The following is a 26,035-nucleotide window of genomic DNA, read 5'->3' as shown; positions in this document are numbered from 1 at the left end:
TTGTATTATTATTTTTCTAAAAGCAGGCTTACCCACTCTTCACGCTGCAGCTGTTTTTTCAGTTCCAGACCGTTTTCTTTGCATACTTCAAGAATGTCAGCCACATCAAAGAAGCACAATCCCGAAAGAAGAAGCTTTCCTCCTTTATTCAAAACAGAAACATAGGCAGGAATATCAGAGATCAGGATATTTCTGTTGATATTGGCTAAAATAATATCATAATGCTCTTTTCCTAAATTCTCCGCGGTTCCCTGTTCAATATCCAGTTCAACTCCATTTCTGGCTGCATTTTCCTTTGAATTCTCTACCGACCATTCATCAATATCAATTGCTTTGGTTTCTCCTGCTCCCAGCTGTTTGGCGTAAATAGCAAGTACTGAAGTACCACAACCCATATCCAGAACCTTTTTCCCGTTAAAATCAATCTCCATCATCTGCTGGATCATCAGGTGGGTGGTAGGGTGATGTCCGGTTCCGAAAGACATTTTAGGCTGGATAATAATTTCATGCATCCCTGGTACCGGTTCATGGAACTCTGCTCTGATTAAGACCTTATCATCAATATTGATTGGAGAAAAGTTTTTTTCCCATTCTTCATTCCAGTTGATATTTGGCATTTCTTCAAAAGAATAGCTGATCTGTACATTTTCGTTTTCGAAAATAGGAAGGGCTTTCAACTCTTCTTCGTTGAACAATTCCGTCTGAATATATCCTAAAATTCCGTCAATCTCTTCGGTAAAGCTGTCAAAGCCTATTTCTATAAGCTCTGCCATTAATATCTCATTCCATGGTTGTAGCGGAGTGATCTTGAAATTGAATTCTAAATAATTTTGCATGTGAATAATTTGCTGCAAAAATACTAATGTTATTACGGTTAAAAAAATGGAAAGGGTAAGTTTTGGCTAAAGCCGGAGGATTTTATATTTTGTTGATTGTTAAACATTAAAGCTGTTTAAACTTTTTATTAAACTACAAAAGTTTTTATTTTAAACACTTTAGTGATTTTATTCTTCTGAAACTTTTATAATATCATCTATGCAAAAAGTTTAAACAAGTTTATTGAATATGGATGTTATAACAAGTTTAAAGAATCAGATAGGTATCAGCCATACACAAATAAAGCGGACTAAAGCCCGCTTCTATTACGCTAAATTATTAAAACCTTATGGATTCGTAGAGAAAATGGAACCGTTGGCAATCAATGCTCTTCTGTTCATTTTCAGAATATCCCTTACCCATTCTGCGAAGTCTTCAGGCTGAAGCACCTTATCCGGATTTCCGTCTGTGAGACCTCCCTGGATGCTCATATCAGAAGCAATTGTACTAGGAGTTAATGTAATTACACGGATGTTCTGCTTTCTCCATTCTGCCATCATCGATTGGGATAAGGAAACCACGGCTGCTTTTGAAGCGGCATAGGCTGACATATTCGGACCTCCTTTTAATCCGGCTGTAGACGCTACGTTTACAATGTCTCCCTCTCCTCTTTCTTTCAGGAAAGGATGGGCTGCTTTTGCGGCATAATATACTCCGAATAAATTGGTTTTAATGACCTGCTCCCAGGTTTCGGAAGGCATTTCTTCAATTGTTCCGAAATCTCCGATCCCCGCATTATTGATCAGAATGTCAATTCCCCCTAATTTTTCCGCCAGGGATTCAATGCCTGCTTTTACCTCAGCTTCGTTATCAATACTGAACACGGCATATTCTGCTTTTACGCCAAGATTTTGGATCTCTTCAACCGTATTTTTAAGATTTTCTTCATTTCTGCCCGTTACAGCAATGTTTACTCCTTCATTGGCCAGTGCTAAAGCCACCGCTTTTCCAAGGCCTCTTCCGCCGCCGGTTACCACGGCATTTTTTCCGCTTATATTCATAATGGTATTTTTACTGTAAACAAAGTTACGAAAGATCATTTTCATGAAAGCTGAAGAAAGCATATTTAATGGAATTTTAATAGCTGTTTTATTGGTTTCCGAATAAAAATATCCCACAGACCTGCCAGTATTTGCGTTATTATTCTAAAACAGTATAAGTTGAATAAGTACATTTTCAAAAAATAATAAAACCGGCTTCTAAAAAACCGGTTTTTCAATCTGAAAGTATAGTAAAAAAATGAAAAGCTTATGGAATAATAACAGGATTCTGAACCTCGAACTCCCCGGAAGCTGTAAACTGGTTTCCATACATATCAGAAGCTCTCACCTCAATAGTATGTTTTCCCAAGGTTAATTTTTTAGGAAAACCAATGGTCCAGATATGTTTTGACAACTCCGGATTGGAAGGTCTTCTGCCCGGGAAAAGGTTTTGGGTGCTGTCCCACTTGAAAACGGAAAGAGCAAAATTGGGATCTACGGTTTCATCGTATTCCATTGCTTCCCAGTTCCCGTTGTCTATCCTGTATTCAACCTTATCTTTTTTACTGCCCATAAAGAAGTTGGCCAGAACTTTAGCTGATGTTTTTGAAGGATAAGGAATTACTTTAGGTACATACAACTGAATCTGGTAGTTTTCAGGCTTTCCGGCAGTTTTGTATTTAACCTTATACTGATTATCATTGAAGCTGATGAATGAATACCCTTTAGCAGTACCATCCCTCATAGTTGATGTCGGAAGTCCGGAGTCGTCAGGAGTTCCGGAATACCAGTCTCCGCAGGTGGTTCCTACATTGTATTCATGAAGTTCTTTTATCCCGGCCCAGCCTGCTTTTTTACCATAGAAAATCTGCTGCTGGATGTGGGTATGTGCCGATAACAGCAATACGTTTTCAAAAGGCTGCAGGAAATCAAAAAGTTTCTGGCGGTCAGCATTTCTGAAGTTATCCTCGTTATGATGTTCCAGTGGAATATGGAAAGAAACTACGATCAGCTTATTCTTATCAACCAGCTTCAGATCATTTTCGATGAACTTCAGCTGGTCTTCACGAAATCCGCCCCAGTATCCTTTACCATCTCTCGGATCAGGATATAGAATATCATCCAAAATAATAAAATGGACATTCCCGTAGTTGAAGGAATAATTGGCAGGTCCGAAATTCGCTTCAAAGGTTTCGTCTGAAAGGTGATCTTCTTTCGCATCATAGTTCATATCATGATTTCCCATAACATTATACCATGGAAGACCTATTTCTCTCATCACATCTGCATAAGGCTTCTGAAGGCTTAAATTATCCCCTACCAGATCCCCGAGACTGATTCCCAACACCGCATTTTTCTTCGTATTTTTTACTTCGTTTACGATTCCTCTTTTGAAGTAATCCAGTTCTTTTTCTGTATAAGGCTGAGGATCCCCGAAAACCAGAATATCGAAATTTTTGCTTTCATTCTGCTTATAAAGCGGGAAATTCAGTTCTTTGGGAAGTTCTCCTGTGGGTGCAGATCCTTTGTATTTAAAATCGGCGGGTGAACCTTTGGGCTTATGGTGATAGTAAAACTGAGGCAGATTATTGCTGTTGAATGCAGTCTGATATCCGGATGGTTTAATCACAAAAAGGGTCTGCCCATCCTCAACAGGAAGGCTGTATCTTCCGTTTTTATCCGTAAGCACTACCTGTGCTCCGTTGGAAACAGAAACTCCTTCCAGCCCTTTTTCACGGTTTTCTTTCTTCTGGTTCTTATTGATATCCTCATATACATAACCGGAAACGGATGTCTGGGAAAATGCCATTGCTGAAACCAGCAGAGAAGGCATTAAAAATTTTATTCTAATATTCATAATATTGGTTCTTTTTATTTATTCCACCACATTTTCACATTGATATTATCTCCTCCCATGGATTGTACTGCTGCATTATAATTTTCTGCATTCATTACTTTGGTGGTTGTAGGATACATAAATCTTACCGGCATTATTCCGCCATTCAGCAGTCCTCCGTTGTTGGGAAGCACAGGCAGCTTCGTACGTCGGTATTCATACCATTGCTGGTGATCTACAAAAAACAATGAGATATATTTCTGCATCATAATCCTTTGCAGAGAGCCGTTATAAGCCACGTTGCTGTTATTGAAGTAATCCGCAGGAACCGTTGCTCCCCATTGTTCAATAATCGATTTTACTCCTGTTTCATAGAACGTCTGCTGATTTCCGGTAATAATTCCTTTATTAACAAGTTCGGCAAGGATAAACTGCACTTCAGAATACGTCATAATCAGGACTTTTAAAGGAGCTTTGGCCAGATTCTGATTAAGATTGGAAGGCTGGTAATCAAAAGAGCTTCCCAGCGCATATCCGGAAGGTGCGCCTTTATATCCAAGATCAGCCCCAGACAGGCTTTTAGCTTTTGTAAAAAACATACTTAGCCTCGGGTCATTATTATCTTTCATCGCATTTATGAAAAATTCTCCGGCAGCCCTGTATGCGGTGAAATCCTGAGGGCGTGCAATAGGCGGCAGATAAGGCGATATCCCAGAAAGAGGAAGAACCGCACTGTCATTATTATTCTGGAAAACCGGATAAGTGGCAGGATTATTAACAATTTCCCGGATTCTTTCATAAACATTCACTTCTCCGTTTCTGCTCAGGATTCTGGTCAGAAGCCTTAGTGAAAGTGAATTACAGAATTTTTTCCATCCCAGAATACCGGTCTGACTGTTGGTATTGGCATTATAAAACAGATCTGTTTCCGTTAAAGTTTTTGTAGGATCAAATAAAGTATTGGCGGTTTTCAGATCATTCAGAAGCTGGACATAAATATCCTTCTGCTTATCGAATTTCGGTTTCATTATTCCTTCTTCCAGCTTTACGGCTTCAGTAAACGGAACATCTCCGAACGCATCTGTAAGATTGGCCGTAATCCAGGCATTGAGGACCATGGATATGGCCAGATAGTTGTTATTCTGTTCCTTAATGGCATATTTTTTAAGATCATTGACCTGTTTCAGCCATCTGTATGACGTATTCCAGTATCCGTTCCCACTTTTTTCATCCATATAATACCTGCTGTAGGTATTTCCTTCATTCGGAAAATCCAAAGCGTTCTGCATGATATCAAAGGTAAAATCATCTGCCCTGTTGTAACCGTAGCTTCCCATTTCATACTGAATAGGTGCCAGAAGGCTTCCTACAGACGGATCTTTGATCCTGCCGGTATCGGTATTGATTTCTTCAAAAGTTCTGTCACAGGAATTAAGGGCGAAGACTGAAACCGCTAATGCCAGATGTATGAATATTTTTTTCATTGTTTTGGATTTAGAATTTAAGATTTAACTGAAACCCGATGGTTCTTGCTGAAGGAAGCTGCCCCATTTCAACTCCGGGTGTAATGGTAGAATTATTAAGGGTTGCCACTTCAGGGTCGAACATTGGAAATTTGGTCCACATCCACAGGTTTTTTCCGAACACAGCTAGGGTAAGATCTTCCAGCCCTAGAGATCTGATGGTTTCTCTTGGGAAAGAATACGCTATCCTGGCATCTCTAAGCTTTATAAAATCTGTACTGAAGCTGTTGGTTTCCACATTAGCTCTTCTGTAATAGTCTCCATAATAAGCAGAGATATTCACCGCTTTTGTATTCGGGCTGTAAGTTCCGTCTGCATTCATTACAACACCTTCTCCTACAATCATCCCGGTTTCCCTTCCTGCCAGTGTAGAGGTAAGCTTTCCCTGTTCAGACATTTTGTGATGGGACTGGGAATAGGCAATTCCTCCGTACTGTCCGTCAAATGAGAAACTGATGGTGAAATTCCTGATCTTAAAGTCATTCTGAAGGCCGGCTCTCCATTTCGGAAACGCATTGCCTACTTTTTCTATATCCGCAGGTCTTCCAGGAAGTCCGTTATCTCCATAAATCACCTGTCCGTCAGGAGTTCTTAATAATTTAAAACCATACATATCTCCCAGCGAGCCTCCTACTTCCATTTTATAGAATACCACATCTCCCACACCGGAAATAATCCCGTCAAATCCTTCAGGAAGGGTCATCACCCTGTTTTCATTGACAGACCAGTTTCCACCTACTTTCCATGAGAAGTTTTTTATCTTTACCGGATAAATATCTGCTGAAAATTCAAATCCCCTGTTACGGATTTTCCCTGCATTGATCACTCTTTTGGAATATCCGCTTTCATAAGGAAGGGATACAGGAATAATCTGGTCTTCACTCACGTTCCGATAGGCGGTAAAGTTAAGATTCAGTCTGTTTTTGAAGAGGCTGAAATCCATACCGGCTTCTATATTGGTGTTTTTTTCCGGCCTCAGGTTAGGATTATTGAAAGTCATAGGTGCCACAACACTTCCTGTAATATTGCTTGCGGAATAATAGTTATCCAGCAGATACGGGTCACTGTCTATACCTACTTTGGCCCATGATCCTCTCAGTTTCCAGAAATTAATGATATTGCTTTTCAGATTAAAAATATCCGAAAGAATAAAGCTGGTGCTTACTGATGGATAAAAGAAAGATCTGTTCTGCTTCGGAAGTGTGGAACTCCAGTCGTTTCTTCCCGTAACATCCACAAAAACCTTATTGTCATATCCCAGCGTTAACAATCCATAGACACTGTCTACCTGTTTATCAGCAGGGGTAGGATATTTTACCGGGATAGAAAGGGCATTGGTAAGAATATATTGCCCGGCTGTTTTCAGTCCGATGGCCTGATAATCCGTCATTATGTATTCATTATATCGGATACTACCTCCTGCAGAGGCAGAAAGGCTGAATTTATTAAGGTCTGTTTTATAAGAGAATAAAAGATCGTTATTATATTCATGATTTTTAATATACTGTTCCCTGTAGAAGCCGTTCAGATAGTTGGCAGAGCTCCATGGTCTTCTGGTTGTTCTTGTTTCATTCAGAATTTCCACTCCTGATCTCAGCATCAGACTGAAATTATTGTTGAACTGATAATCTGCCGTAATATTTCCGGTAATATTTTTCTTTCTGACCCCATTCAGCATCTCATAGGCAATGAGGTAAGGGTTATCAATATAGGAGCTGAAAGGATGGATCTGATCTACCTGTTCCTGACCGTATTTCCAGATCGGTTTATACCACCCGAGATCCACATTCGGATTCTGGAAGATCATAAAATAAGAAATTGACTGGTTGTTGTATCCTGTTGCCGGAAGGTTATCACTTTTTGTTGTGTTGTATGCGAATTTGGTAGAGATTTTTAATTTTTTAGTAAGCTGATGCGCAAAAGATAAGGCAAAATTAAAACGGTCAAAACCGGTATTAGGCATCATCCATTCATTATTCAGATAGGTAAGTGAGGACCTGAAACTTGTTTTCTCGTTTGAACTTTCCACAGCAATACTGTTGGAATAGGTAGAACCAGGTCTCCAGAAACCTTTAATATTATCTTTATAAGCCCTCCATTCTTTTCTTTCCAGGCTCTGGCCCTGTACCGTAGGATCATACTGAAAATAGTACTGCCCTGCAAATTTTGGTCCGAAGGCGCTGCTCGTTCCGCCTGTGCTGGCTCCATCCGGAGAAAGCCCGTAAGAATAATAAAACTGTCCCGCAGCATTTTTGGCAAGGGTTCCCTGTCCGTATTCATACTGCCAGTCCGGCCATTTCAGTACGGTATCAAAACTTGAAGATGAATTGAAGGTTACTCTCAGTTTTCCGTCTTTGGTTTTTCCGGATTTCGTCGTGATCATTAAAGCACCATTTGCCGCACGTGAACCGTACAAAGCAGCTGCAGAGGCTCCTTTCAGAACCGTTACTGATTCAATATCATCCGGATTGATGCTGTTTAATCCGTTTCCTAAATCAATGGGAACATCTCCTCCGGAACCTGCTCCGTAAGCCGGAGTTCCGGAACCTGTGGTAGAATTTCCCAACGGAACACCGTCAACAACAATCAGAGCATAGTTATGGTCCATAATCATGGATTTTTCTCCTCTTAAGGTAATCCGGGAAGTTCCCAGTGGTCCTGCTCCGGCGGTCTGGATCTTTAATCCGGCCACTTTTCCTTCCATTGACTGTGCCCAGTTGTTATTCTGTGTTTCCTCAAAAACTGCCGAGCCTACTTTTTCTGCAACATATCCTAAAGCCTTATCGTGCCTTTTGATTCCTAAAGCAGTAACTACCACTTCATCAATGCCTTTAATCGTATCTTTTTTTACTTTCTGCTGAGCTGTCAGATTAACGCTGACTAATCCCAGCAGCGATAAAACCAACAGTTTCTGTGTCTCTTTACGCATATCCTTTTTGTTTGCGCAAAATTAAAACGACATTATGACTATGATTTTAATACGGTTTTAACATTTTTTAAATATTTATTAAACAAAATGTTAATTTATTATTGTTAACATTAAATACAATCCTAATAAACAAGTGTTTAACAAATTAAGGATTTTTAATACTATTTCCCGGGAGCGTTTGCCTATCTTTATTGTCTTTTTCAGGGAGAATAAAAACAAAACTGGTTTAAACATTGATAAACAATAGCTTAAAAATAAAACAGCTTAATTTTTCCGGATTTATTTCTCTAGCTGATGCAGATTTTATTAATACATGTATATCTTTTATTGAAACTCATGTTCAAATAAAAACCTGCCTCTTTTTAGGGAGACAGGCTGTAATCTTTAATTCTTTCAGCAGAATTTATTTATTTTTAAGCTGATCGGGAATGTTTGTGGTTATAAAACCGATTCCCTGCTTTTTCAGCTCTTCATAGATTAAAGGATCATTCACGGTCCAGGAATTGGTAATCAATCCTAATGTTTTCGCTTCAGCAATCCATGATGGATTTTTCTGGAACACGCTGTAATGGTAATCCATCCCGTCCAGACCTTCTTTTTTGATCTGTTCAGGAGACAGCTCACCATTCAGATACTGTACTTTGAATGCCGGTTCCAGTCTTTTGATCTCTTTGCAGATATTCAGACTGAAAGAAATAAATTCGCTCTGATTTTCCAGCTTCATTTCTTTGATCATTTTAATGGTTTTCCGGGTGATCTCATTTTCCTTTTCCGGGGTTTTATCCGGCTTGATCTCAACGATAAGTTTCATAGACGGATCTTTTTTACCCTGCTTAAGATAATCTTTCAGGGTCGGGAATTTTTCTCCGTTCGATAATTTTAATGTTTCCAGTTCTTTGAAAGAAGTTTCTGAGATTTCCATCTTACCGTGGTGCTCATCATGATTTACGACCAGTACACCGTCTTTCGTCATTCTTACATCAAATTCGGATCCGTATATTTTTAATTTCTGAGCATTTTCCAATGACTTAATGGAATTTTCTGTGGTCGCAGGCTGAGACTGGAAATAGCCTCTGTGTGCAATGATCTGGGTTTGTGCCTTCATGAGAACTGTACTTAAAACTGCTAACCCTAAGATAAAATTTTTCATAATATAATCTGATAATTAATTAAAAGTCTGATTAACTTTTGATAAAGATACGTTTAAATTGTTAAAAGCTGTATTTCGCTCCAATCTGAATCTGGTATGGATTTCCCGAAAGCGGAGCCAAACCGTTTGCGTTTTTAATATATTCAAACTGTCTTGTTGCCTGATTGAATGTTTTTATTCTGTACAGGGCCACATTTCCGTACGATTTGTTAACACCCCATTCTTTGTTAAGCAGGTTAGCTACGTTGAAAATATCCACGGAAAGCTCAAACGCGCCAATTTTGTTAAATTTAATTTTCTTTGCTACACGTACATCCCAAACACCATAAAAGCCGTTCTTCCCTGCATTACGCTCAGCAATTTTGTTGTTATATTCGCTGATATAGTCTTTCAGGGCTTTTCCCACAGCCGGATCATCAAGAAGCGGTTTGGTAATATCCGGGAAAATATAGGCTAAGTCATTTGAATCTACGAAGTCTCCGTTCACGTTTCCTCCTGCCGTTAATGAAAAACGTGTCCCTCCGATGCCTGAATACCTTATTCCAAGCGTAAATCCGGCAATCGTTGGTGAGTTACCATACAGCACAATTTTATTTCTGAACTGGTTATCAGAATAGCTCATCCTCAGATCTCGGGGATCACTCTGGATCAGGGTAGACAGGGTTGCAGAATTGGCTACGTTTCCGTTGTATGAAGTATTGTCTTTAATATCAGACCATGTATAACTTGCTGTAATCTCTCCGTCTTTCCAGTAACGGTAGCTGGTGTCCACTACAAAAGAAAACTGGTTGACTTTACCATCGCTGACCAGCTCCAGCACTCTTCCGAAATTATTGTTAATCCTTCCTTTTTTCCAGTCTGTTCTTCCCAGCTCATCAATGGATGAAGCAGGCACAAATACACCTCTTCCACCTTCATTGGCCAATGTAAATTCCGGATTGGCCTTCATGTTTCTGTCATAGTAGAAATAATTATTCCTTCCTAAAGCCATATATCCTGCAATTCCCGCTCTGAATCTTTCATTAAAGAAATGGGTATAAGAGATGTTTGCTTTATAAACAATCGGAACTCTTGCATTTTCACCTGTATAATTGATGGTAGGAATCTGATACTGAGCAAGTGAAGGAACAGTGCTGTAATCTCTTCTATAGCTGTAGAAATCCGGAACAAGACCTACTGCCATAGGATCTACATCCACCGTTGCCAAATGTTTCCCGTCGAAAACCAGGTTATTGATCACCATGTAATTGTTGATATCTGAAGAGAAGATTCCGGCACCGAATTTTAAGAAGTCTTTGTTCTGTTCATTGATATTCCATTCAAACTGGAATCTGGGCTGGATCACAAATGATTTGATTTTATGATCTGTTCTGATTCCCATTTCATCATACAGTTTCTGGTTCAGCTCCGCTTTCGGGTACCCTCCGTAATCTAATCTGAGCCCCGCCATCAAATCGAGGCCTTCTGCAATTTTGGTCTGGAACTGACCATATACTCCAATATTCCAGATATTGGATCTTACGGACGGATCATCCATTAAAGGAACTTCCCTGTAAAACCTGTAAGGCCTGAAGTTTTCAAAGTTGTAAAGATTGGACGGATATTTTTTATCATCTTCTTTAAAATGGAATCTTCCGTTCACCTCACTTCCGTACACTGATTTTGCGGTAGTAAACATCAGATCAGCTCCAAAAGTATATTTAACTTTATCGGTATTGTAATACAAATTGTCTACAAGCTGGAATACATTGTTTTTAAAACTTTCCTGGGCAAAACGATGACCTCCGATCTGAATATTGGTTGCCCCTACTCCCGGAGAAACAATATTTTCAACAATAGCTCTCGGTACAGGGCCTCCCAGCTGGCTGTTCTGATAACTGTCCTGGAAAGTATAGAGATACTGTGCTTTAAGCTCATTGGTCAGGTTAGGCTTTAAATTCGATCTTAACGTCAGGAGTAAGCTGTTATCAAAGTTCTTATCGTTTCCGTAGGATTCAAAGAAGTTGATGCTGGTATTATCACCCAGGCCGTTTTTATTCAGATCATATGTAAAGTTATTTCTTAATGTCAGTAAATGTTTGGGACTGATCTGCCAGTCAAGACGTAAAAAGGCAGCATCAGAGTTTCTCACCTTATCGAAGGTACCGAACTGCGGTGAATTTCCTACCCCATAGTTTGATCTTGCAATATTCAGGAACTGATTCAGGGTTTCTGTTGTGGTATTGAATCTTTTTTCGTCATCTTTCGATCTGATATCTGCGATAGTTAACGGTCTGGAATCCAGCTGATGATCCCATGCTACAAAGAAGTGAAGTTTATTTTTAATAACCGGCCCACCTAATGAAAACCCGAACTGTGAAGTAGAAAAGTCATTATCTCTTTTATTTCCCCTGATGTCGTAAGGGCTGGAAAGCCAGTTTGTTCTTAAATATTCCCAGGCACTTCCGGAAAATGTATTGGTTCCCGATTTGGTAACGGCACTTACGGTTCCTCCTCCGCTTCTGCCCAGGGTAACATCATACTGGTTGGTGGTGATTTTAAATTCACGTACCGCTTCTATGGAAATAGAAAACGGCGCACCGCTTCTGCTCGTTGTGGATCCTGCTGAGGTTGGGTTTTTAGCTGTCATCCCGTCAATGGTAAAATTGGTGGAAGATCCCAGCTGCCCGGACAGGTTTCCGCCTTTACCGCTTAAAGGTGACAGCTCTGTAAGGTTGGTAAAGTTTCTCCCATTCACAGGAAGCATACTGATGTTTTTGGCAGAAATGGCTGTAGCAGCCCCCAGATTTCCGATCTTATTTTTCAGATTTCCGGTAACAATTACTTCATCCAGTACTTTTTCTCCGGTTCCTATAGTCATATTCACAGTAACCTGATCTCCGAAGTTAACATTGTAGCCTTCTTTCTTCTCATCATCAACAATCACTGTATAAGGTCCCCCCAAAGGTATTTCCTTAAAAATATACTCTCCTTTTGAGTTGGTCTCTGTCTCCGTCCTGAACCCTGTAGACTCGTTCACGATCGTTACTTTCACTTTTTCCTGAGCAGCCCGGCCCAATCCTGTTATTTTTCCCACAATGGAAGCCTGCGTAGTCTGCGCATATGCTAAAGTTCCAAATCCCAGAAACAATAATCCCAGTACAATCTTTACTTTTCTCATCTTTACAAATTAGATGTGCAAAGGTATTTTGACTTACGGCAGCTTCTGTTTAAGAGAGTTTTAACAAATTTTCAATAAAACTATAACGTTATGTTAAATTATAATGAACACTTATTCTAAAATTAACACAACCAACATCTTGACTGATATTAAGGTTTTTTAATTTTCCTGTACTATTTGATTCTGTTATTTTTTAAATGAAATTAGTTTAGTTATTTTTGCTCAAAAGATAGAAAGGAATGTCTGAAAATATACAGCAAAAGATTGAACAGCTCAGGAAAGAGCTTCATCAGCATAACGAAAATTATTACCTTCTGGATACCCCTACCATATCGGATTATGAATTTGATATGTTACTGGAACAGCTTCAGGATCTTGAAGCCCGGCATCCTGAATTTTATGATGAAAACTCACCTACCGTACGTGTAGGAGGCGGAATTACAAAGGTTTTCCCAACCATTCAACACAAATTCAGAATGTATTCTCTGGATAACTCTTATGATTTTGATGATCTTGAAGACTGGGAGAAACGAATTATAAAAACCATCAATGATCCTGTAGAATTTGTTGCGGAACTTAAATATGACGGCGCTTCTATTTCCATCCTTTATGAAAACGGAAAGCTGGTACAGGCTGTAACCCGTGGTGACGGTTTCCAGGGAGACGAAATTACCCCGAATGTCCGTACGATCTCCGATATTCCATTAACCCTGAAAGGTGATTTTCCTCCTCATTTTTTTATGAGAGGTGAAATTTATTTAACCCGAAAGAATTTTGACAAGATCAATAAGCTGCGTGAAGAAGAAGGTCTTGATCCTTTTATGAATCCACGAAATACCGCTAGCGGAAGCTTAAAAATGCAGGACAGCGCAGAGGTAAGAAAACGCGGGCTTTCATCGGTGCTTTACCAGTTTATTTCCGAGGATTTCCCTACAGACACCCACTGGGAACTGCTTCAGAAAGCACAAAGCTGGGGTTTCAAAACATCCCAGCAGGCAAAACTGTGCAGAACTCTGGATGAGGTGAAGGAGTTCATCAGCTTCTGGGATACGGAACGTCATAATCTTCCTTTTGAGATTGACGGAATTGTGTTGAAAGTAAATTCTCTACAGCAGCAGCGTCAATTAGGTTATACCGCCAAATCTCCACGATGGGCGATGGCTTATAAATTCAAAGCGGAAAAAGTAGAGACAGAATTACAAAGCGTATCCTACCAGGTGGGAAGAACGGGAGCGATTACTCCGGTTGCCAATCTGAAGCCTGTTTTACTGGCCGGAACGATCGTGAAAAGAGCTTCTCTACACAATGAGGATATCATCAAAAAGCTGGATCTGCACGAACAGGATTTTGTGTATGTGGAAAAAGGCGGAGAGATTATTCCGAAGATTGTAGGCGTGAATACGGAAAAAAGAACGGACGAAAGCCGCGAAATAGAATACATCAAACATTGTCCGGAATGCGGAACGGAGCTGGTAAAAATTGAAGATCAGGCCATCCATTTCTGTCCGAATGAGCTTCACTGCCCGCCTCAGGTGGTCGGAAGAATGATTCATTATGTTTCCCGAAAGGCCCTGAATATTGAAAACCTGGGAAGTGAAACGATTGAGCAGCTGTACAGGGAAAAACTGATTGAAAATCCGGCTGATTTCTATGTTCTCACGAAAGAACAGCTTCTTCCGCTGGAAAGAATGGCTGAAAAATCTGCCCAGAACATCATTTCAGGAATTGAAAAATCCAAAGAAATCCCGTTTGAAAAAGTTCTGTACGGAATCGGAATTAAACATGTGGGTGAAACGGTTGCCAAAAAGCTGGTGAAAAATTTCCCTACAATAGAAGAGCTGAAGAATGCTTCTGTAGAAGAGCTCTGCCAGGTAGAAGACATCGGAACCAAGATTGCGGTAAGCATTGAAGAGTTCTTTAAAAATTCTGAAAACCTCCTGATGATCGAACGTTTAAAATCGTACGGTGTACAACTTGAAAAGGGAGAAAGCACTAATGAAGTTCTATCTAACGTGCTGGAAGGAAAAACATTCCTTTTCACCGGAAAACTGTCACTTTTCACCAGAGAACAGGCAGAAGAAATGGTAGAAAAGCATGGCGGGAAAAATATTTCTGCCGTTTCCAAGAATCTGAATTATCTTGTGGTAGGTGAAAAAGCCGGAAGCAAGCTGAAAAAAGCACAGGACATCGGAACGATTACCATTTATGATGAGCAACAATTTTTAGATCTGATTGAAAAACAGTAGCCAGCTAAATAATTATTACATAAAAGGCTGCCTCGCATTGAGGCAGCCTCTTTATTATTTTTCCTTTTCCTGCTTCGCTTCCGATATGAATAATAGTAAAATTATGTCTGCTTATTCAAAGCTTTCTGAAAAAGTAAAATCTGTTCTTCATTCAGACCATTTAAAGAAATGGTACGTTTTGCATTGATCATATAATCAGGATAATAGATCAACTCAACAGAACTCGCATTGATTTTAAACTCCCTGAGAACCGTTGGATTTCTTGTATTCTTTACATCAGATTTAAATCTCAGATTAATGCATCCTCTCGGAATGATATAAAAATTACGACGGAACAAAAACATAGAATTCTGATTCATAAGAATCTCAAAACTACACCATTGAAAGCTTTTATTATAACTCAGAGAACTTTTAATGACAGTCGACATAGTTCCATTGATGTTTTTTAATATCACTGCATCCGGCTGCTTATACTTTTCTATAATTTTATCTTTCTGTATAAAAAAGAAAATTCCTGAAACCACAAAGAATGCGGGAATTGCATAAAAAAAATAAACAAAAGGATCTGTCGGCATTAAGAGATAAGATTAGAAGTTTTTAATGAGAATAAATTTAATATTCCCTGTTCAAATATATGGCAATAATCCTTATGAAACCAGCAGTCTGAAGAAGAAAGTACTTCCCTGATTCGGGGAGCTTTGCACTCCAATTTCGCCGTTCTGTTTTTCAATAAAGTTTTTGGAAATAGCGAGCCCAAGTCCTGTTCCGTTCTGGTGTTCTCCTGGAACCTGGAAATAACGGTCGAAAATCTGGCGGTGGTATTTTTCATCAATACCGCTTCCTGTATCGGTAATGCTGAACTGAATGAAAGTGTCCCGTTTTTCTACCAGAATCTGAATGGTTTCATCCTGGAACGAGTGCTTCAGTGCATTGGTGAGGAAATTATTCATTACCCAGACCGTTTTATCGAAATCGGCTGCGACAAAATCATCATCAGCAATAAGATATTCTGTGGTAATGGAAATATTTTTCTGTTCCGCCAGCTTTTCAACATTTTTCACAGCAGTCTGTACTATTTCTTTTGGTGAGCACTTTTCGACAGTCAGACGGATATTTCCGGTTTCCACCTGTGAAAGGTTCAGCAATTCTCCCGTAATATCCAGCAGGCGCTGTCCGTCTTCGTTAATGCTTTTCAATAATTCTTTCTGCTGTTCATTCAATTCCCCGAATTTCTGGTTACCGAGCAGCTGGACTCCCATTTTTATAGCTGAAATAGGTGTTTTCAGTTCATGGGAAATGGTTGCTATAAAATTGGTTTTAGCAAAATCAAGCTCTTTGAAAGGGGTAATATTCCGCAACAGGATCACTTTTCCGATATATTTTTTCTCTTTCTCCCCAGTTTTGGCAATGTTGATAGGAATAATATCCTGTTCAAAATAATTTTCCTTGTTATCCCGGACGATCTTGATAGGTTCGGTAACCGGATGTTCGATATTTTTAAGCAGTTCACGCATCAGATCGTTATTCACAGCCACTTCATGAGCCGTTTTTCCGATAATTTCCTCTTTGTTAAGATTTGTAATTTTCAGCGCTTCATCATTAATCATGTAGATAAAATGATTTTCATCCAGTCCTATTACGGCATCATGCATATTGTTAACCAGGGTTTCAATCCGTTTCTTATCCATCAGCTGTTTGGAAAGACTGCTGCTTTCGTATTCCTGAAGCTTTTCCGCCATGATGTTAAAAGATTCTGCCAGGCTGCTGAATTCCTCACTTCCTTTGAAATGAACCCTTTCGCTGTAATTTTTATCTGCAATCTGCCGGATACTGAAGGTTAGCTGGTTAATCGGTTCTGCAATAGTCTGGGGAAGATTAAAAAGCAGAATAAAAGCGATCAGAAAACAGACTGTTCCCAGACTTACAATCCAGAATGTAGCATTTTCAGCGGTAATGATGGCAATATCACTTTTGCGCTCAATACCTTTCATATTCAGGGACATAATCCTGGACAGATCTTCACGGATCAGTTTTTCCTTATCGGAAGAAGGCTGTTTCAGATAGCTTTGAAAGTGAAGATTAAGATTCTGGGTAGCTTCTCTCTCTCCGAATTCCGTAAGGTTCTTTTCCTGAAGCTTATTGTTTTTCTGAAAATCGGTTACGGCAACAGCACTGTCTATACTGATCTTATCTAAGGCCAGCAGCATATTTTTGGAAAATTCCAGGCTGTTATAGTTGGCAGTAAGAATCTTTTCCGTATCTGATTTCAGCTTGTTGATATACACGGAGCCAATTACCGAAAGCAGAACAATCAGCAAAAATAAAAGACCTACGCCTAAAGTGAGTTTTGTTTTAAGTTTCATTACTTCTACGATAAAATAATAATATCTACCTGCCTTTCATTCAGTCTGTTCATGAGCGTGTAAATCCAGCTGTAACCGGAAAGGCGTTGCCATAGGCTTGAGTGAGGCTTCCCGATACATACTGTGGTCATATTATGGGCAATAACATATTCCAGAATACCTTTATGTACACTGCTTTCTTTTATCCGCACCACTTTCGCACCCAATTCCTGTGCTAAATTAAAATTATTAATCAAATACCGTTGCTTGTCGAGGGCAATTTTTTCAGGATTTTCAGAGGGTTTCTGAACATATAAAACGGTCCATGGGCTGTTGTAATAACTTGCCAGACGGGCTGTTTTCCGGATGATATTCTTCGCAATCCTTTCATTGCTGCTGATACAGGCCAGAAATTTTATAGGCTTGAAATTTTCAGTTTTAATTTCTGTTTCCACCTTCCGTTCCACATGGGTTGCCACTTCCTTTAAAGCCAGCTCACGAAGCTGTAAAATATGTCCGCTCTGAAAAAAGTTACTGAGCGCTGTCTGGATTTTTTCTTTTTTATAGATCTTTCCTTCTTTCAGGCGGGTCAGAAGCTCATCGGCAGTAAGGTCAATATTCACCACCTCATCAGCAAGAGCCAGGATCTTATCAGGAACACGCTCTGCTACTTCTATTCCCGTAATTTTTTTCACTTCCTCATTAAGACTTTCAATATGCTGGATATTCATCGCACTGATGACGTTAATTCCGTTGTCAAGGATTTCCAGCACATCCTGCCACCTTTTTTTATTTTTAGAACCTTCTACATTGGTATGCGCCAGCTCATCCACCAGAACCACTTCAGGATGTTCATTGATGATCGTCTGGAGATCCATCTCCTCCAGGTTTTTGCCTTTATAGAAGACCGATCTTCTCGCTATTTCCGGAATTCCTTCCGTAAGGGCTTCTGTCTCTTCCCGGCCATGGGTTTCTATATACCCGATCTTTACATCAATACCGTTTCTCAATAGTGCATGTGCCTCCTGAAGCATGCGGAAAGTCTTTCCTACGCCTGCACTCATCCCGATGTAGATTTTAAATTTTCCTTTCCGGGATTTCTGGATCAGTTCTAAAAAATGTTTGGCTGATGACATGGGTTGTTTTTGCTATGAATTTGAAATAATTATGTTTTGATGTTCTTCTGATCTTTATAACTAGCTTCTGTTCAGGGAAAAATATTTGATTGATATAGGCTGAAAGAGGAAAAATAACCGAAAGTAACTTCCAGTATCCTTCTTCCGGCTTTCACCCTTTTTCCTCTCCTTAAAACCAGGCAGCCAGACTTGTAGTAATAAAGAAATTGCCCTGTTTCATCTGATCATTCTTTGCAAAAATGGCATCTTTAGAGGTAAAACTTCTCGCCTCCGTACGGAATACTACGTTTTTCAGAATCGCATAATCCACATTCAGGGAATAACCGAAGGTCTGAAAACCATTGGGGGTATCTGTACTGATGATTACTCCATTCTTATCGTTGTAATACTCCAGCCTTCCTGCTAATGCCCATTTAGAATCCAATTGGTATTTCATCAGGACATTGGGAGTATACCAGATATTATAGCTGTTACTTCCTTTCGTTTTCTGTTCGGCTCCGATATCAAAACCCAAAACCGCTGAAAATTGGTCCGTCAGCTGGAAACTTCCATACAAATCATGAAAATAGCGCATTCTTTTCTCTTCTTTTGCTTTATCATTTCCGATAAACGAACTGCTGTTCAGAGTTATTTTATCATTGGGCTTATAGGTCACCTGATGTCCGAAAGAAAGACTTTGATTTCCTTCAGCTTTTGCAATTCTCTGCCATCCATTCAGGACCAATCCGCTCAGAAACCATTTTCCATTATCTGAGGTATAGGAAATTTTAGCACCGGTTTCAAAATAGGGGGAATTCTCAGCAGCAAGGCTTCTGGTGAGGTTAATGTTATCTTTTCCAACAGCACTCTCCCACCCGATATGGGAAGGCATAACCCCTGCATCCACCCACAGATTTTTAGTTTTGGAAATTCTGACTCCTACGTTGGCTTCATTTACATAACGCAGGGCATCCTGTTCTGCCACCATATTGTCCTGAGCATAAGTTCCTCCCATCAGGGCAACATTGGCGCGCAGCGTTTCACTTTGATAGTTGGCTTTTATCAGCCCTAAATTAAGATTCATCTCATTGTGCCTGTTGTAAGAATACAGGAAATTCTGTCTCAAATGGCTTGCAGGTTCATTAAAATCATACGTATAAAAAAGTTCCGCATAGGCAGAAAACGTTATTTTATTTTCTATTTTCAATGAATCTGAAGCTTGTGCTTTCGGGAAGAAAATTCCGGCTAAAATTCCGGCCACGATATATCTTTTCATAATATTGTACATTATTTTAACTGGTCTAAAGCAATATTAAGCTTCAGCACATTTACTTTTGCAGGTCCGAAAAGACCCAGCCATGGTTTTTCAGTTTGATTTTTAATTAAATTATTTACTTCTTCTTCAGAAAGATTCCTCTCCTTAGCAATTCTTTTTGCCTGATACAGAGCTCCGTTTGGAGAAATGTCAGGATCGAGCCCGCTTCCGCTTGCCGTTACCAGCTCCACAGGAACCTCAGCTTCCCGCATTCCCGGGTTCTGCATTTTCAAGGCATCTATTCTTTTCTGTATGGTTTCCAGATATTCTTCATTACCGGGTCCTTTATTGCTTCCTCCACTTCCCGCAGCGTTATAATCCACTGCTGAAGGACGTCCGTGAAAGTATTTTGCAGAACTGAAATTCTGTCCGATATTCGCATAATATTTCTGTCCGTTCCGGGTAATGATTTCTGCATTTCCTTTTGTAGGAAGTACTTTTGAGCCTCCATACACCAGAAGCAGGTAAATTCCTATAACCGCCAGCATAACCAAAGTTAGTCTGAATGCTGATATAATATGATTTTTCATTTTTAAAAATTTTTAATAAAATAAACTGATCACGACATCAATAATTTTGATCCCGATAAACGGAACGATAACTCCGCCCAAACCATAAATCAGAAGGTTTCTTCTGAGCAGTGCGCTGGCACCAATTGGTTTATAAGCTACTCCTTTTAGTGCCAATGGAATCAGGAACGGAATAATCACTGCGTTGAAAATAACCGCAGAAAGAATGGCTGTTTCCGGGCTGTGAAGATTCATAATGTTCAGTTTCTGAAGTGAAGGAATGAAGGTGATAAAAAGAGCCGGGATAATTGCAAAATATTTGGCTACATCATTCGCAATACTGAAGGTCGTCAGTGTTCCGCGGGTCATCAGCAGCTGCTTTCCAATTTCCACGATCTCAATCAGCTTGGTAGGGTCGTTATCAAGATCCACCATGTTTCCGGCTTCTTTTGCAGCCTGGGTCCCGCTGTTCATGGCTACACCTACATCTGCCTGGGCAAGAGCCGGAGCATCATTGGTTCCGTCCCCCATCATCGCTACCAGTTTTCCTTCCTGCTGTTCTTTTTTGATGTAATTCATTTTATCTTCGGGTTTGGCCTCTGCAATAAAATCATCCACACCTGCTTTTTCAGCAATGAATTTAGCTGTTAAAGGATTATCTCCTGTAACCATCACCGTTTTCACGCCCATTTTTCTCAGCCTCTGGAAACGTTCCTGGATTCCGGTTTTAATAATATCCTGAAGTTCGATAACTCCCCAGACTTTTTCATTAACGATTACGACAAGCGGTGTTCCTCCATTTTCAGAAATTAGGGTTACGGCCTTCTGTGTTTCTTCGGGGAAGGTATTGCCGGCTTTTTCAGTCAGTTTTTTTATTGTGTCATAGGCTCCTTTCCTGATTCGTGTATCTTCAAAATCAATTCCTGATGTTCTTGTTTCCGCTGTAAAATCTATGTAGACAGGATTGGGAACAAGCAGATCTTCCGGTTTCAGCTGGCTTAATTCTATGATGGATTTCCCTTCCGGAGTTTCATCAGCTACAGAACTTAGGGCGGAAGCTTTGATAAAATCTTCAGTCTTTATTCCGTTTGCAGGATGGAATTGGGTTGCTTTACGGTTACCGATGGTAATGGTTCCTGTTTTATCCAGAAGCAGAACATCAATATCTCCGGCGGTTTCTACAGCTTTTCCGCTTTTGGTGATTACATTGGCCCTTAATGCACGGTCCATTCCCGCGATACCGATTGCAGAAAGCAGACCTCCGATTGTTGTTGGAATGAGACAAACGAAAAGTGAAATAAATGCCGCAATCGTAATCGGTGTCTGCGCATAGTCTGCAAAAGGCTTTAAAGTGAGTGTAACGATAATAAAGGTCAGGGTAAATCCTGCCAGGAGTATGGTTAATGCGATTTCGTTAGGTGTTTTCTGCCTTGAAGCTCCTTCTACCAGGGCAATCATCTTATCAAGAAAGGATTCTCCCGGTTTGGTGGTTACTTTTACCTTGATTCTGTCTGACAGAACTTTTGTTCCTCCGGTTACTGAACTTTTGTCTCCACCGGCTTCACGGATTACGGGAGCACTTTCCCCGGTAATGGCAGACTCATCAATTGTTGCCAGACCTTCTATAATTTCTCCGTCCATCGGGATCTGGTCTCCGGCTTCACAAAGGAAAATATCTCCTAATTTCATTTCGGCAGACATTTTTAAAGCAGTTTCTACCTGGAATCCCGGTTTATTGCTGACCACCAGCTTAGCAGGAGTTTCTTCACGGGTTTTTCTAAGCGTATCCGCCTGGGCTTTTCCTCTGGCTTCTGCAATCGCTTCTGCGAAATTGGCAAACAACACCGTAAAAAACAAGATCATGAATACTGAAAAATTATAAGAGAAGCTTCCCTGTGTTTTATCACCTGTAAGGCTGAACATACTGACAATAAACATGACAAGGGTTCCTATTTCCACCAGAAACATCACCGGGTTTTTAAACATGATTTTAGGATTCAGTTTAACGAAAGATTGCTTAATGGCTTCGTTCACCAAATCTCTCTGAAACAATGTCTGTGACTGATTTTTCATTGTTTTTATATTTTTTGATTAAGAAATTCAAAAAGGTCAGAAAGTCTCAGACCTATCTTCCTTATCTTTCTTACTATTTTTAATAGGTTGATAGACAGGCTCAGCTGGTAATAATTAAGTTTCCTGATTTCTGAGCCTTTCATTTTATTTAGTGAAATATTGAATTTGTTCTGCAATAGGGCCTAAAGTCAGTGCGGGGAAGAAAGACAGTGCTGCAATCAGTACTATAACCGCCAGGGTCATAAATCCGAAAGTCGCCGTATCCGTTTTTAATGTCCCTGAGCTTTCAGGAATGAATTTTTTCTGCGCCAGCAACCCTGCAATAGCTACCGGGCCTATGATCGGGATAAATCTGGACAGCAGCAGAACAATTCCTGTTGAAATATTCCACCATGGGGTATTATCACCCAGTCCTTCAAATCCTGACCCGTTATTGGCTGATGAAGAAGTAAACTCATACAGCATTTCGCTGAAGCCATGGAAACCGGGATTATTTAATGTTTCCGCCCCAAATTCTGGCAAATAAGCTGTCAAAGCTGTGCCTACAAGAATCAGGAATGGATGGAAAAGGGCTACGATCATGGCTATTTTCATTTCTTTAGCCTCAATTTTCTTACCCATAAATTCAGGGGTACGACCCACCATCAGTCCGCTGATGAAAACAGCGAGAATAATGAAGATAAAGTAATTCAGAATTCCTACGCCGCATCCGCCGTAAAAGCAATTGATCATCATGGCCAGAAGCTCATTCATTCCGGAAAGGGGCATTGTGCTGTCATGCATGGCATTTACCGAACCTGTTGAAATTACTGTGGTAGCAATGCTCCAATATCCTGACGCTGCACTTCCGAAGCGGATTTCCTTACCTTCCATGGCTCCCAGGCTGCTGTCTGCTCCCATTTGTGTAATCAGGGGATTTCCGTTGGTTTCATTGATGATATTCGGGACGGCCAGAGCCAGAAACCCGGCTGTCATTACAGTAAAAATCACCCACGAAAGCTTTCTTTTATTCAGATAGAATCCTAAAGCGAAGACCAGTGCAAAAGGAATAATCATCTGGGTGACCATTTCGGTCATATTGGTGATATAATTCGGGTTTTCAAGCGGATGGGCTGAATTGGCCCCGAAGAACCCTCCTCCGTTTGTTCCCAGATGCTTGATCGCAACGAATGCGGCAACAGGCCCTCTTGAAACATCGGCTTTCTGCCCCTCCAGAGTGATGATATGATCTTTACCCTCGAAAGTCATCGGACTTCCGTTCGCTGAAAGGATTAAAGCTACCAGAAGACTTATCGGAACGAGTATTCTTATGACGGATTTAATGAAATAATCATAAAAATTTCCCAGTTCTGTCGTTGTTTTTTCTTTAAAAGCTTTGAAAAGTACAGCCATCGCTGCCATTCCAGTTGCTGCCGTTACAAATTGCAGGAACATTAAATACAGCTGACTTAAATAGCTTACTCCTGTTTCTCCCGAATAATGCTGGAGATTGCAGTTGACCAGGAATGAAATCGCTGTATTAAAAGCTAAATCCGGAGACATATTGGGATTTCCGTCAGGATTTAAAGGAAGCCAGGACTGGTTGAGCAGGATCAGGAATCCTATAATAAACCATATCAGATTGATGGTCAGCATGGCATACATATTCTGTTTCCAGTTCATCTGACGGGCCGGATTAATCCCGGAAACTCTATAAATTAATTTTTCAACGGGCTTAAAAACAGGATCTAAAAAGGTCTTTCTGTACCCATAAACATTGGCAATATATTTACCTAAAAATATTCCGATTACCAACGTGATAACAAACATGGCAATAATGCCTAAAATTTCTGTATTCATGACCTTTTAAAATTTTTCTGGTTTCATCAAAACATAACAGATGTACACAAAAGCCAGTATTGAAAGGAAAAATAAACTCCACATACCTTTATATTCTATCAAAAAATTCAACGGATTTATATAAGAGCCAAAACATAACTGCACACAGCAGTACCCAACCTAAAAACATCATATTTTTATTATTAAGATTAAAAGAGTGAGCATTACATACGAGACCATCAGCAGGCTTAAAAAAGCATACTGCCGTTTTTTGAACGTTTTTCCTGAAATTGTCATTTTTAAATATTTTATTCATAGGCCATATGCCAAAAGAAAGTCCAAATTCAGAAAAAAGAACACAACACATTGTATATCAAAATATTATATTAAAACACACAGCTATACAGAAATACAAAAGCCTATCAAAATGATAGGCCCGTTATTGAAATGATAGGATTTAGCACTTGGCTATTGGCTATTGGCTATTGGCTATTGGCTATTGGCTATTGGCTATTGGCAAAATTACTCATTATCCGTTATTTATTATCGAAGTCCGTATTCTTCCAGTTTGCGGTATAGCGTGGCAATACCTATTTCAAGCAGTCTTGCAGCTTCTGCTTTGTTTCCTTTGGTGTATTGAATAACTTTCAGGATATGTATCTTTTCCAGGGAGCGCATACTCATGGAATCATTTTCGGAAATATTTTTTTCAGAATAATTCGGAAGACAGTCAGCGGTCAGGGTGTGATCATCCATTAAGATCAGACTCCGTTCTATAGTATTTCTAAGCTCACGGATATTCCCTTTCCAGTCGTTTTTTTCCAGGGCTTTATAGTATCCGGGATCTACCTGCACCGGTGAGAGATGTAATTTATGAGTAAATATATCGATGAAATTTTTAGCTAATATTTTCAGGTCTTCTTTTCTTTCCCTCAACGGTGGAAGGCTGATCTCGAAGACGTTGAGCCTGAAATACAGATCTTCCCTGAAATTTCCCTGCCTGATTTCCTCTTCCAGGTTCCTGTTAGTAGCTGCGATCAGTCTGAAATCTGATTTTGAGACTTTAGTCTCACCCATTTTGATAAATTCTCCGGTTTCCAGAACACGAAGTAGCTTAGCCTGAAGCTCTATAGGCATCTCCCCTATTTCGTCTAAAAACAGGGTTCCGCCATTTGCTTCTTCTACCAAACCTTTCTTATCTTTCACTGCTCCGGTAAAAGCCCCCTGCTTATGACCGAAAAGTTCACTTTCCAGAATTTCTTTGCTGAATGCAGAACAGTTGATGGCTACGAAATTATTTTTCTTCCTTCCGCTTCCTTCATGAATGGCATTGGCAAAGACTTCTTTTCCGGTTCCTGTTTCTCCCGTCAGAAAAACTGCTGCATCCGTTAAAGCCACCCTTTCTGCAAGTTTTTTCGCCTGAAGAATCAAGGGAGAGTTTCCTACAATCTGTCCGAATCCTTTTGAACCGGCTGATTTCTGTACAATTCCGGCCCTGTTGTCTTTCACTTTTTCCAACGCTTTATAGACCAGAGGAATGATCTTTTCATTATCGTCACCTTTCACCAGATAATCATACGCTCCGTTTTTCATGGACTGTACCGCATCTGTTATATTTCCGAAAGCCGTCATCAGGATGAGTTCAAGATGCGGATATTTGGTTTTAATAGATTTTACAAGTTCTACCCCGAATGCATCCGGGAGCCTTACATCACTCAGCACCACATCAAAATCATACTGTTCCAGCATCGTCATGGCAGAGCGTGCGGTGGAAGCTTCTTTTACATTAAAATTCTCCTGGGAAAGAATCATCCCCAATAATCTGAGGAGCTTGATCTCGTCATCGATGATCAGAATGTTTCCGGACATAGTCGTTATTTTTGGAAAACCTGATGCAAACTTATTGAATTTTCCCCGAGTGAAAAAAGGAATTTTCTGAAAGAAGGAAAAGGAGGAATGCCCAACCCTCCTTTTAGCAGTACTCCATCAGCCTTACAGGCATAATGATAACATAGGAGTTTGGATTTAAGAAAGCTAAGATTAAAGGATGGAAGACGGGAGAAAGGGTGCCAGGAAATTAATTAAAAGAGGAGCATACTAATGAAATCAACAGTGTTAATCATAAAATCAAAACCTGCCTAAACCAGAAATTCTTATCCCGA

Annotated in this window: 16 protein-coding genes; 1 reads left to right on the top strand and 15 read right to left on the bottom strand. The window is 39.9% G+C overall.

All coding sequences use genetic code 11. The features are described 5' to 3' along the window. Positions 1 to 8: 8 nt before the first annotated feature. The 7 genes from prmA to AOB46_RS19835 form a co-directional block, all read right to left on the bottom strand. Complete coding sequence (prmA, locus tag AOB46_RS19870; protein ID WP_062702670.1) at positions 9 to 836, bottom strand: 50S ribosomal protein L11 methyltransferase; 828 nt, start codon at positions 834 to 836, stop codon at positions 9 to 11. 327 nt (positions 837 to 1,163) lie between these two features. Beyond that, a complete protein-coding gene (locus tag AOB46_RS19865; RefSeq protein ID WP_062702758.1) occupies positions 1,164 to 1,877 on the bottom strand; it encodes a 3-ketoacyl-ACP reductase in 714 nt (237 codons plus the stop codon). Between the two features lie 247 nt (positions 1,878 to 2,124). Then, on the bottom strand, positions 2,125 to 3,714 hold the full coding sequence (locus tag AOB46_RS19860) for a calcineurin-like phosphoesterase C-terminal domain-containing protein (protein ID WP_410470277.1): 1,590 nt from the start codon (positions 3,712 to 3,714) through the stop codon (positions 2,125 to 2,127). A gap of 14 nt (positions 3,715 to 3,728) precedes the next feature. After that, on the bottom strand, positions 3,729 to 5,177 hold the full coding sequence (locus tag AOB46_RS19855) for a SusD/RagB family nutrient-binding outer membrane lipoprotein (protein ID WP_062702668.1): 1,449 nt from the start codon (positions 5,175 to 5,177) through the stop codon (positions 3,729 to 3,731). A 10-nt stretch (positions 5,178 to 5,187) separates the two neighbouring features. Next, positions 5,188 to 8,145, bottom strand: coding sequence for a SusC/RagA family TonB-linked outer membrane protein (locus tag AOB46_RS19850; RefSeq protein ID WP_062702666.1), 2,958 nt, complete (start codon positions 8,143 to 8,145; stop codon positions 5,188 to 5,190). 403 nt (positions 8,146 to 8,548) lie between these two features. Next, positions 8,549 to 9,295 carry a glycerophosphodiester phosphodiesterase gene (locus AOB46_RS19840; RefSeq protein WP_062702662.1) on the bottom strand — a complete coding sequence of 249 codons (747 nt, stop codon included), beginning with the start codon at positions 9,293 to 9,295 and terminating at the stop codon, positions 8,549 to 8,551. Between the two features lie 61 nt (positions 9,296 to 9,356). Then, positions 9,357 to 12,455: a TonB-dependent receptor gene (locus AOB46_RS19835; RefSeq protein ID WP_062702660.1), complete on the bottom strand. Its 3,099-nt coding sequence runs from the start codon at positions 12,453 to 12,455 to the stop codon at positions 9,357 to 9,359. A gap of 239 nt (positions 12,456 to 12,694) precedes the next feature. Here AOB46_RS19835 and ligA point away from each other — a divergent pair, with 239 nt between their 5' ends. Next, positions 12,695 to 14,701 (top strand): NAD-dependent DNA ligase LigA, encoded by a 2,007-nt coding sequence (gene ligA / locus AOB46_RS19830; protein WP_062702658.1) that lies wholly within the window; start codon positions 12,695 to 12,697, stop codon positions 14,699 to 14,701. Positions 14,702 to 14,802: 101 nt separating this feature from the next. On the opposite strand, the gene AOB46_RS19825 is transcribed toward ligA, so the two are convergent. The 8 genes from AOB46_RS19825 to AOB46_RS19785 all read right to left on the bottom strand — a co-directional run bounded on the left by AOB46_RS19825 (position 14,803) and on the right by AOB46_RS19785 (position 25,742). After that, on the bottom strand, positions 14,803 to 15,276 hold the full coding sequence (locus AOB46_RS19825) for a hypothetical protein (RefSeq protein ID WP_062702656.1): 474 nt from the start codon (positions 15,274 to 15,276) through the stop codon (positions 14,803 to 14,805). Between the two features lie 72 nt (positions 15,277 to 15,348). Beyond that, positions 15,349 to 17,064 (bottom strand): ATP-binding protein, encoded by a 1,716-nt coding sequence (locus AOB46_RS19820; protein ID WP_062702654.1) that lies wholly within the window; start codon positions 17,062 to 17,064, stop codon positions 15,349 to 15,351. Positions 17,065 to 17,069: 5 nt separating this feature from the next. Beyond that, the gene (locus AOB46_RS19815) at positions 17,070 to 18,179 is read right to left on the bottom strand and encodes a histidine kinase (RefSeq protein ID WP_062702652.1); all 1,110 of its coding nucleotides are present in this window, start codon (positions 18,177 to 18,179) and stop codon (positions 17,070 to 17,072) included. A 169-nt stretch (positions 18,180 to 18,348) separates the two neighbouring features. Beyond that, entirely contained in the window at positions 18,349 to 19,434 is a 1,086-nt protein-coding gene (locus AOB46_RS19810; protein ID WP_082377301.1) for a porin, read from the bottom strand. A gap of 11 nt (positions 19,435 to 19,445) precedes the next feature. Continuing rightward, the gene (gene kdpC / locus AOB46_RS19805) at positions 19,446 to 20,003 is read right to left on the bottom strand and encodes a potassium-transporting ATPase subunit KdpC (RefSeq protein ID WP_062702650.1); all 558 of its coding nucleotides are present in this window, start codon (positions 20,001 to 20,003) and stop codon (positions 19,446 to 19,448) included. Between the two features lie 12 nt (positions 20,004 to 20,015). Beyond that, positions 20,016 to 22,055, bottom strand: coding sequence for a potassium-transporting ATPase subunit KdpB (gene kdpB, locus AOB46_RS19800; RefSeq protein WP_062702648.1), 2,040 nt, complete (start codon positions 22,053 to 22,055; stop codon positions 20,016 to 20,018). A 144-nt stretch (positions 22,056 to 22,199) separates the two neighbouring features. After that, a complete protein-coding gene (gene kdpA / locus AOB46_RS19795; protein WP_062702647.1) occupies positions 22,200 to 23,894 on the bottom strand; it encodes a potassium-transporting ATPase subunit KdpA in 1,695 nt (564 codons plus the stop codon). 522 nt (positions 23,895 to 24,416) lie between these two features. After that, positions 24,417 to 25,742: a sigma-54-dependent transcriptional regulator gene (locus AOB46_RS19785; protein ID WP_062702637.1), complete on the bottom strand. Its 1,326-nt coding sequence runs from the start codon at positions 25,740 to 25,742 to the stop codon at positions 24,417 to 24,419. Positions 25,743 to 26,035 lie beyond the last annotated feature (293 nt).

The organism is Chryseobacterium indologenes (assembly GCF_001295265.1).
Taxonomy (GTDB): Bacteria; Bacteroidota; Bacteroidia; order Flavobacteriales; family Weeksellaceae; genus Chryseobacterium; species Chryseobacterium indologenes_A.
This window is presented reverse-complemented; position numbering and strand designations above follow the sequence as displayed.

Coding starts and splice junctions, on each gene's coding strand:
- AOB46_RS19850 (WP_062702666.1), bottom strand. CDS start 8,145: ATGCGTAAAGAGACACAGAAACTGTTGGTTTTATCGCTGCTGGGATTA.
- kdpC (WP_062702650.1), bottom strand. CDS start 20,003: ATGAAAAATCATATTATATCAGCATTCAGACTAACTTTGGTTATGCTG.
- AOB46_RS19820 (WP_062702654.1), bottom strand. CDS start 17,064: ATGAAACTTAAAACAAAACTCACTTTAGGCGTAGGTCTTTTATTTTTG.
- AOB46_RS19865 (WP_062702758.1), bottom strand. CDS start 1,877: ATGAATATAAGCGGAAAAAATGCCGTGGTAACCGGCGGCGGAAGAGGC.
- ligA (WP_062702658.1), top strand. CDS start 12,695: ATGTCTGAAAATATACAGCAAAAGATTGAACAGCTCAGGAAAGAGCTT.
- AOB46_RS19835 (WP_062702660.1), bottom strand. CDS start 12,455: ATGAGAAAAGTAAAGATTGTACTGGGATTATTGTTTCTGGGATTTGGA.
- AOB46_RS19810 (WP_082377301.1), bottom strand. CDS start 19,434: ATGAAAAGATATATCGTGGCCGGAATTTTAGCCGGAATTTTCTTCCCG.
- kdpA (WP_062702647.1), bottom strand. CDS start 23,894: ATGAATACAGAAATTTTAGGCATTATTGCCATGTTTGTTATCACGTTG.
- AOB46_RS19860 (WP_410470277.1), bottom strand. CDS start 3,714: ATGAATATTAGAATAAAATTTTTAATGCCTTCTCTGCTGGTTTCAGCA.
- AOB46_RS19840 (WP_062702662.1), bottom strand. CDS start 9,295: ATGAAAAATTTTATCTTAGGGTTAGCAGTTTTAAGTACAGTTCTCATG.
- AOB46_RS19825 (WP_062702656.1), bottom strand. CDS start 15,276: ATGCCGACAGATCCTTTTGTTTATTTTTTTTATGCAATTCCCGCATTC.
- AOB46_RS19855 (WP_062702668.1), bottom strand. CDS start 5,177: ATGAAAAAAATATTCATACATCTGGCATTAGCGGTTTCAGTCTTCGCC.
- AOB46_RS19785 (WP_062702637.1), bottom strand. CDS start 25,742: ATGTCCGGAAACATTCTGATCATCGATGACGAGATCAAGCTCCTCAGA.
- kdpB (WP_062702648.1), bottom strand. CDS start 22,055: ATGAAAAATCAGTCACAGACATTGTTTCAGAGAGATTTGGTGAACGAA.
- prmA (WP_062702670.1), bottom strand. CDS start 836: ATGCAAAATTATTTAGAATTCAATTTCAAGATCACTCCGCTACAACCA.
- AOB46_RS19815 (WP_062702652.1), bottom strand. CDS start 18,179: ATGTCATCAGCCAAACATTTTTTAGAACTGATCCAGAAATCCCGGAAA.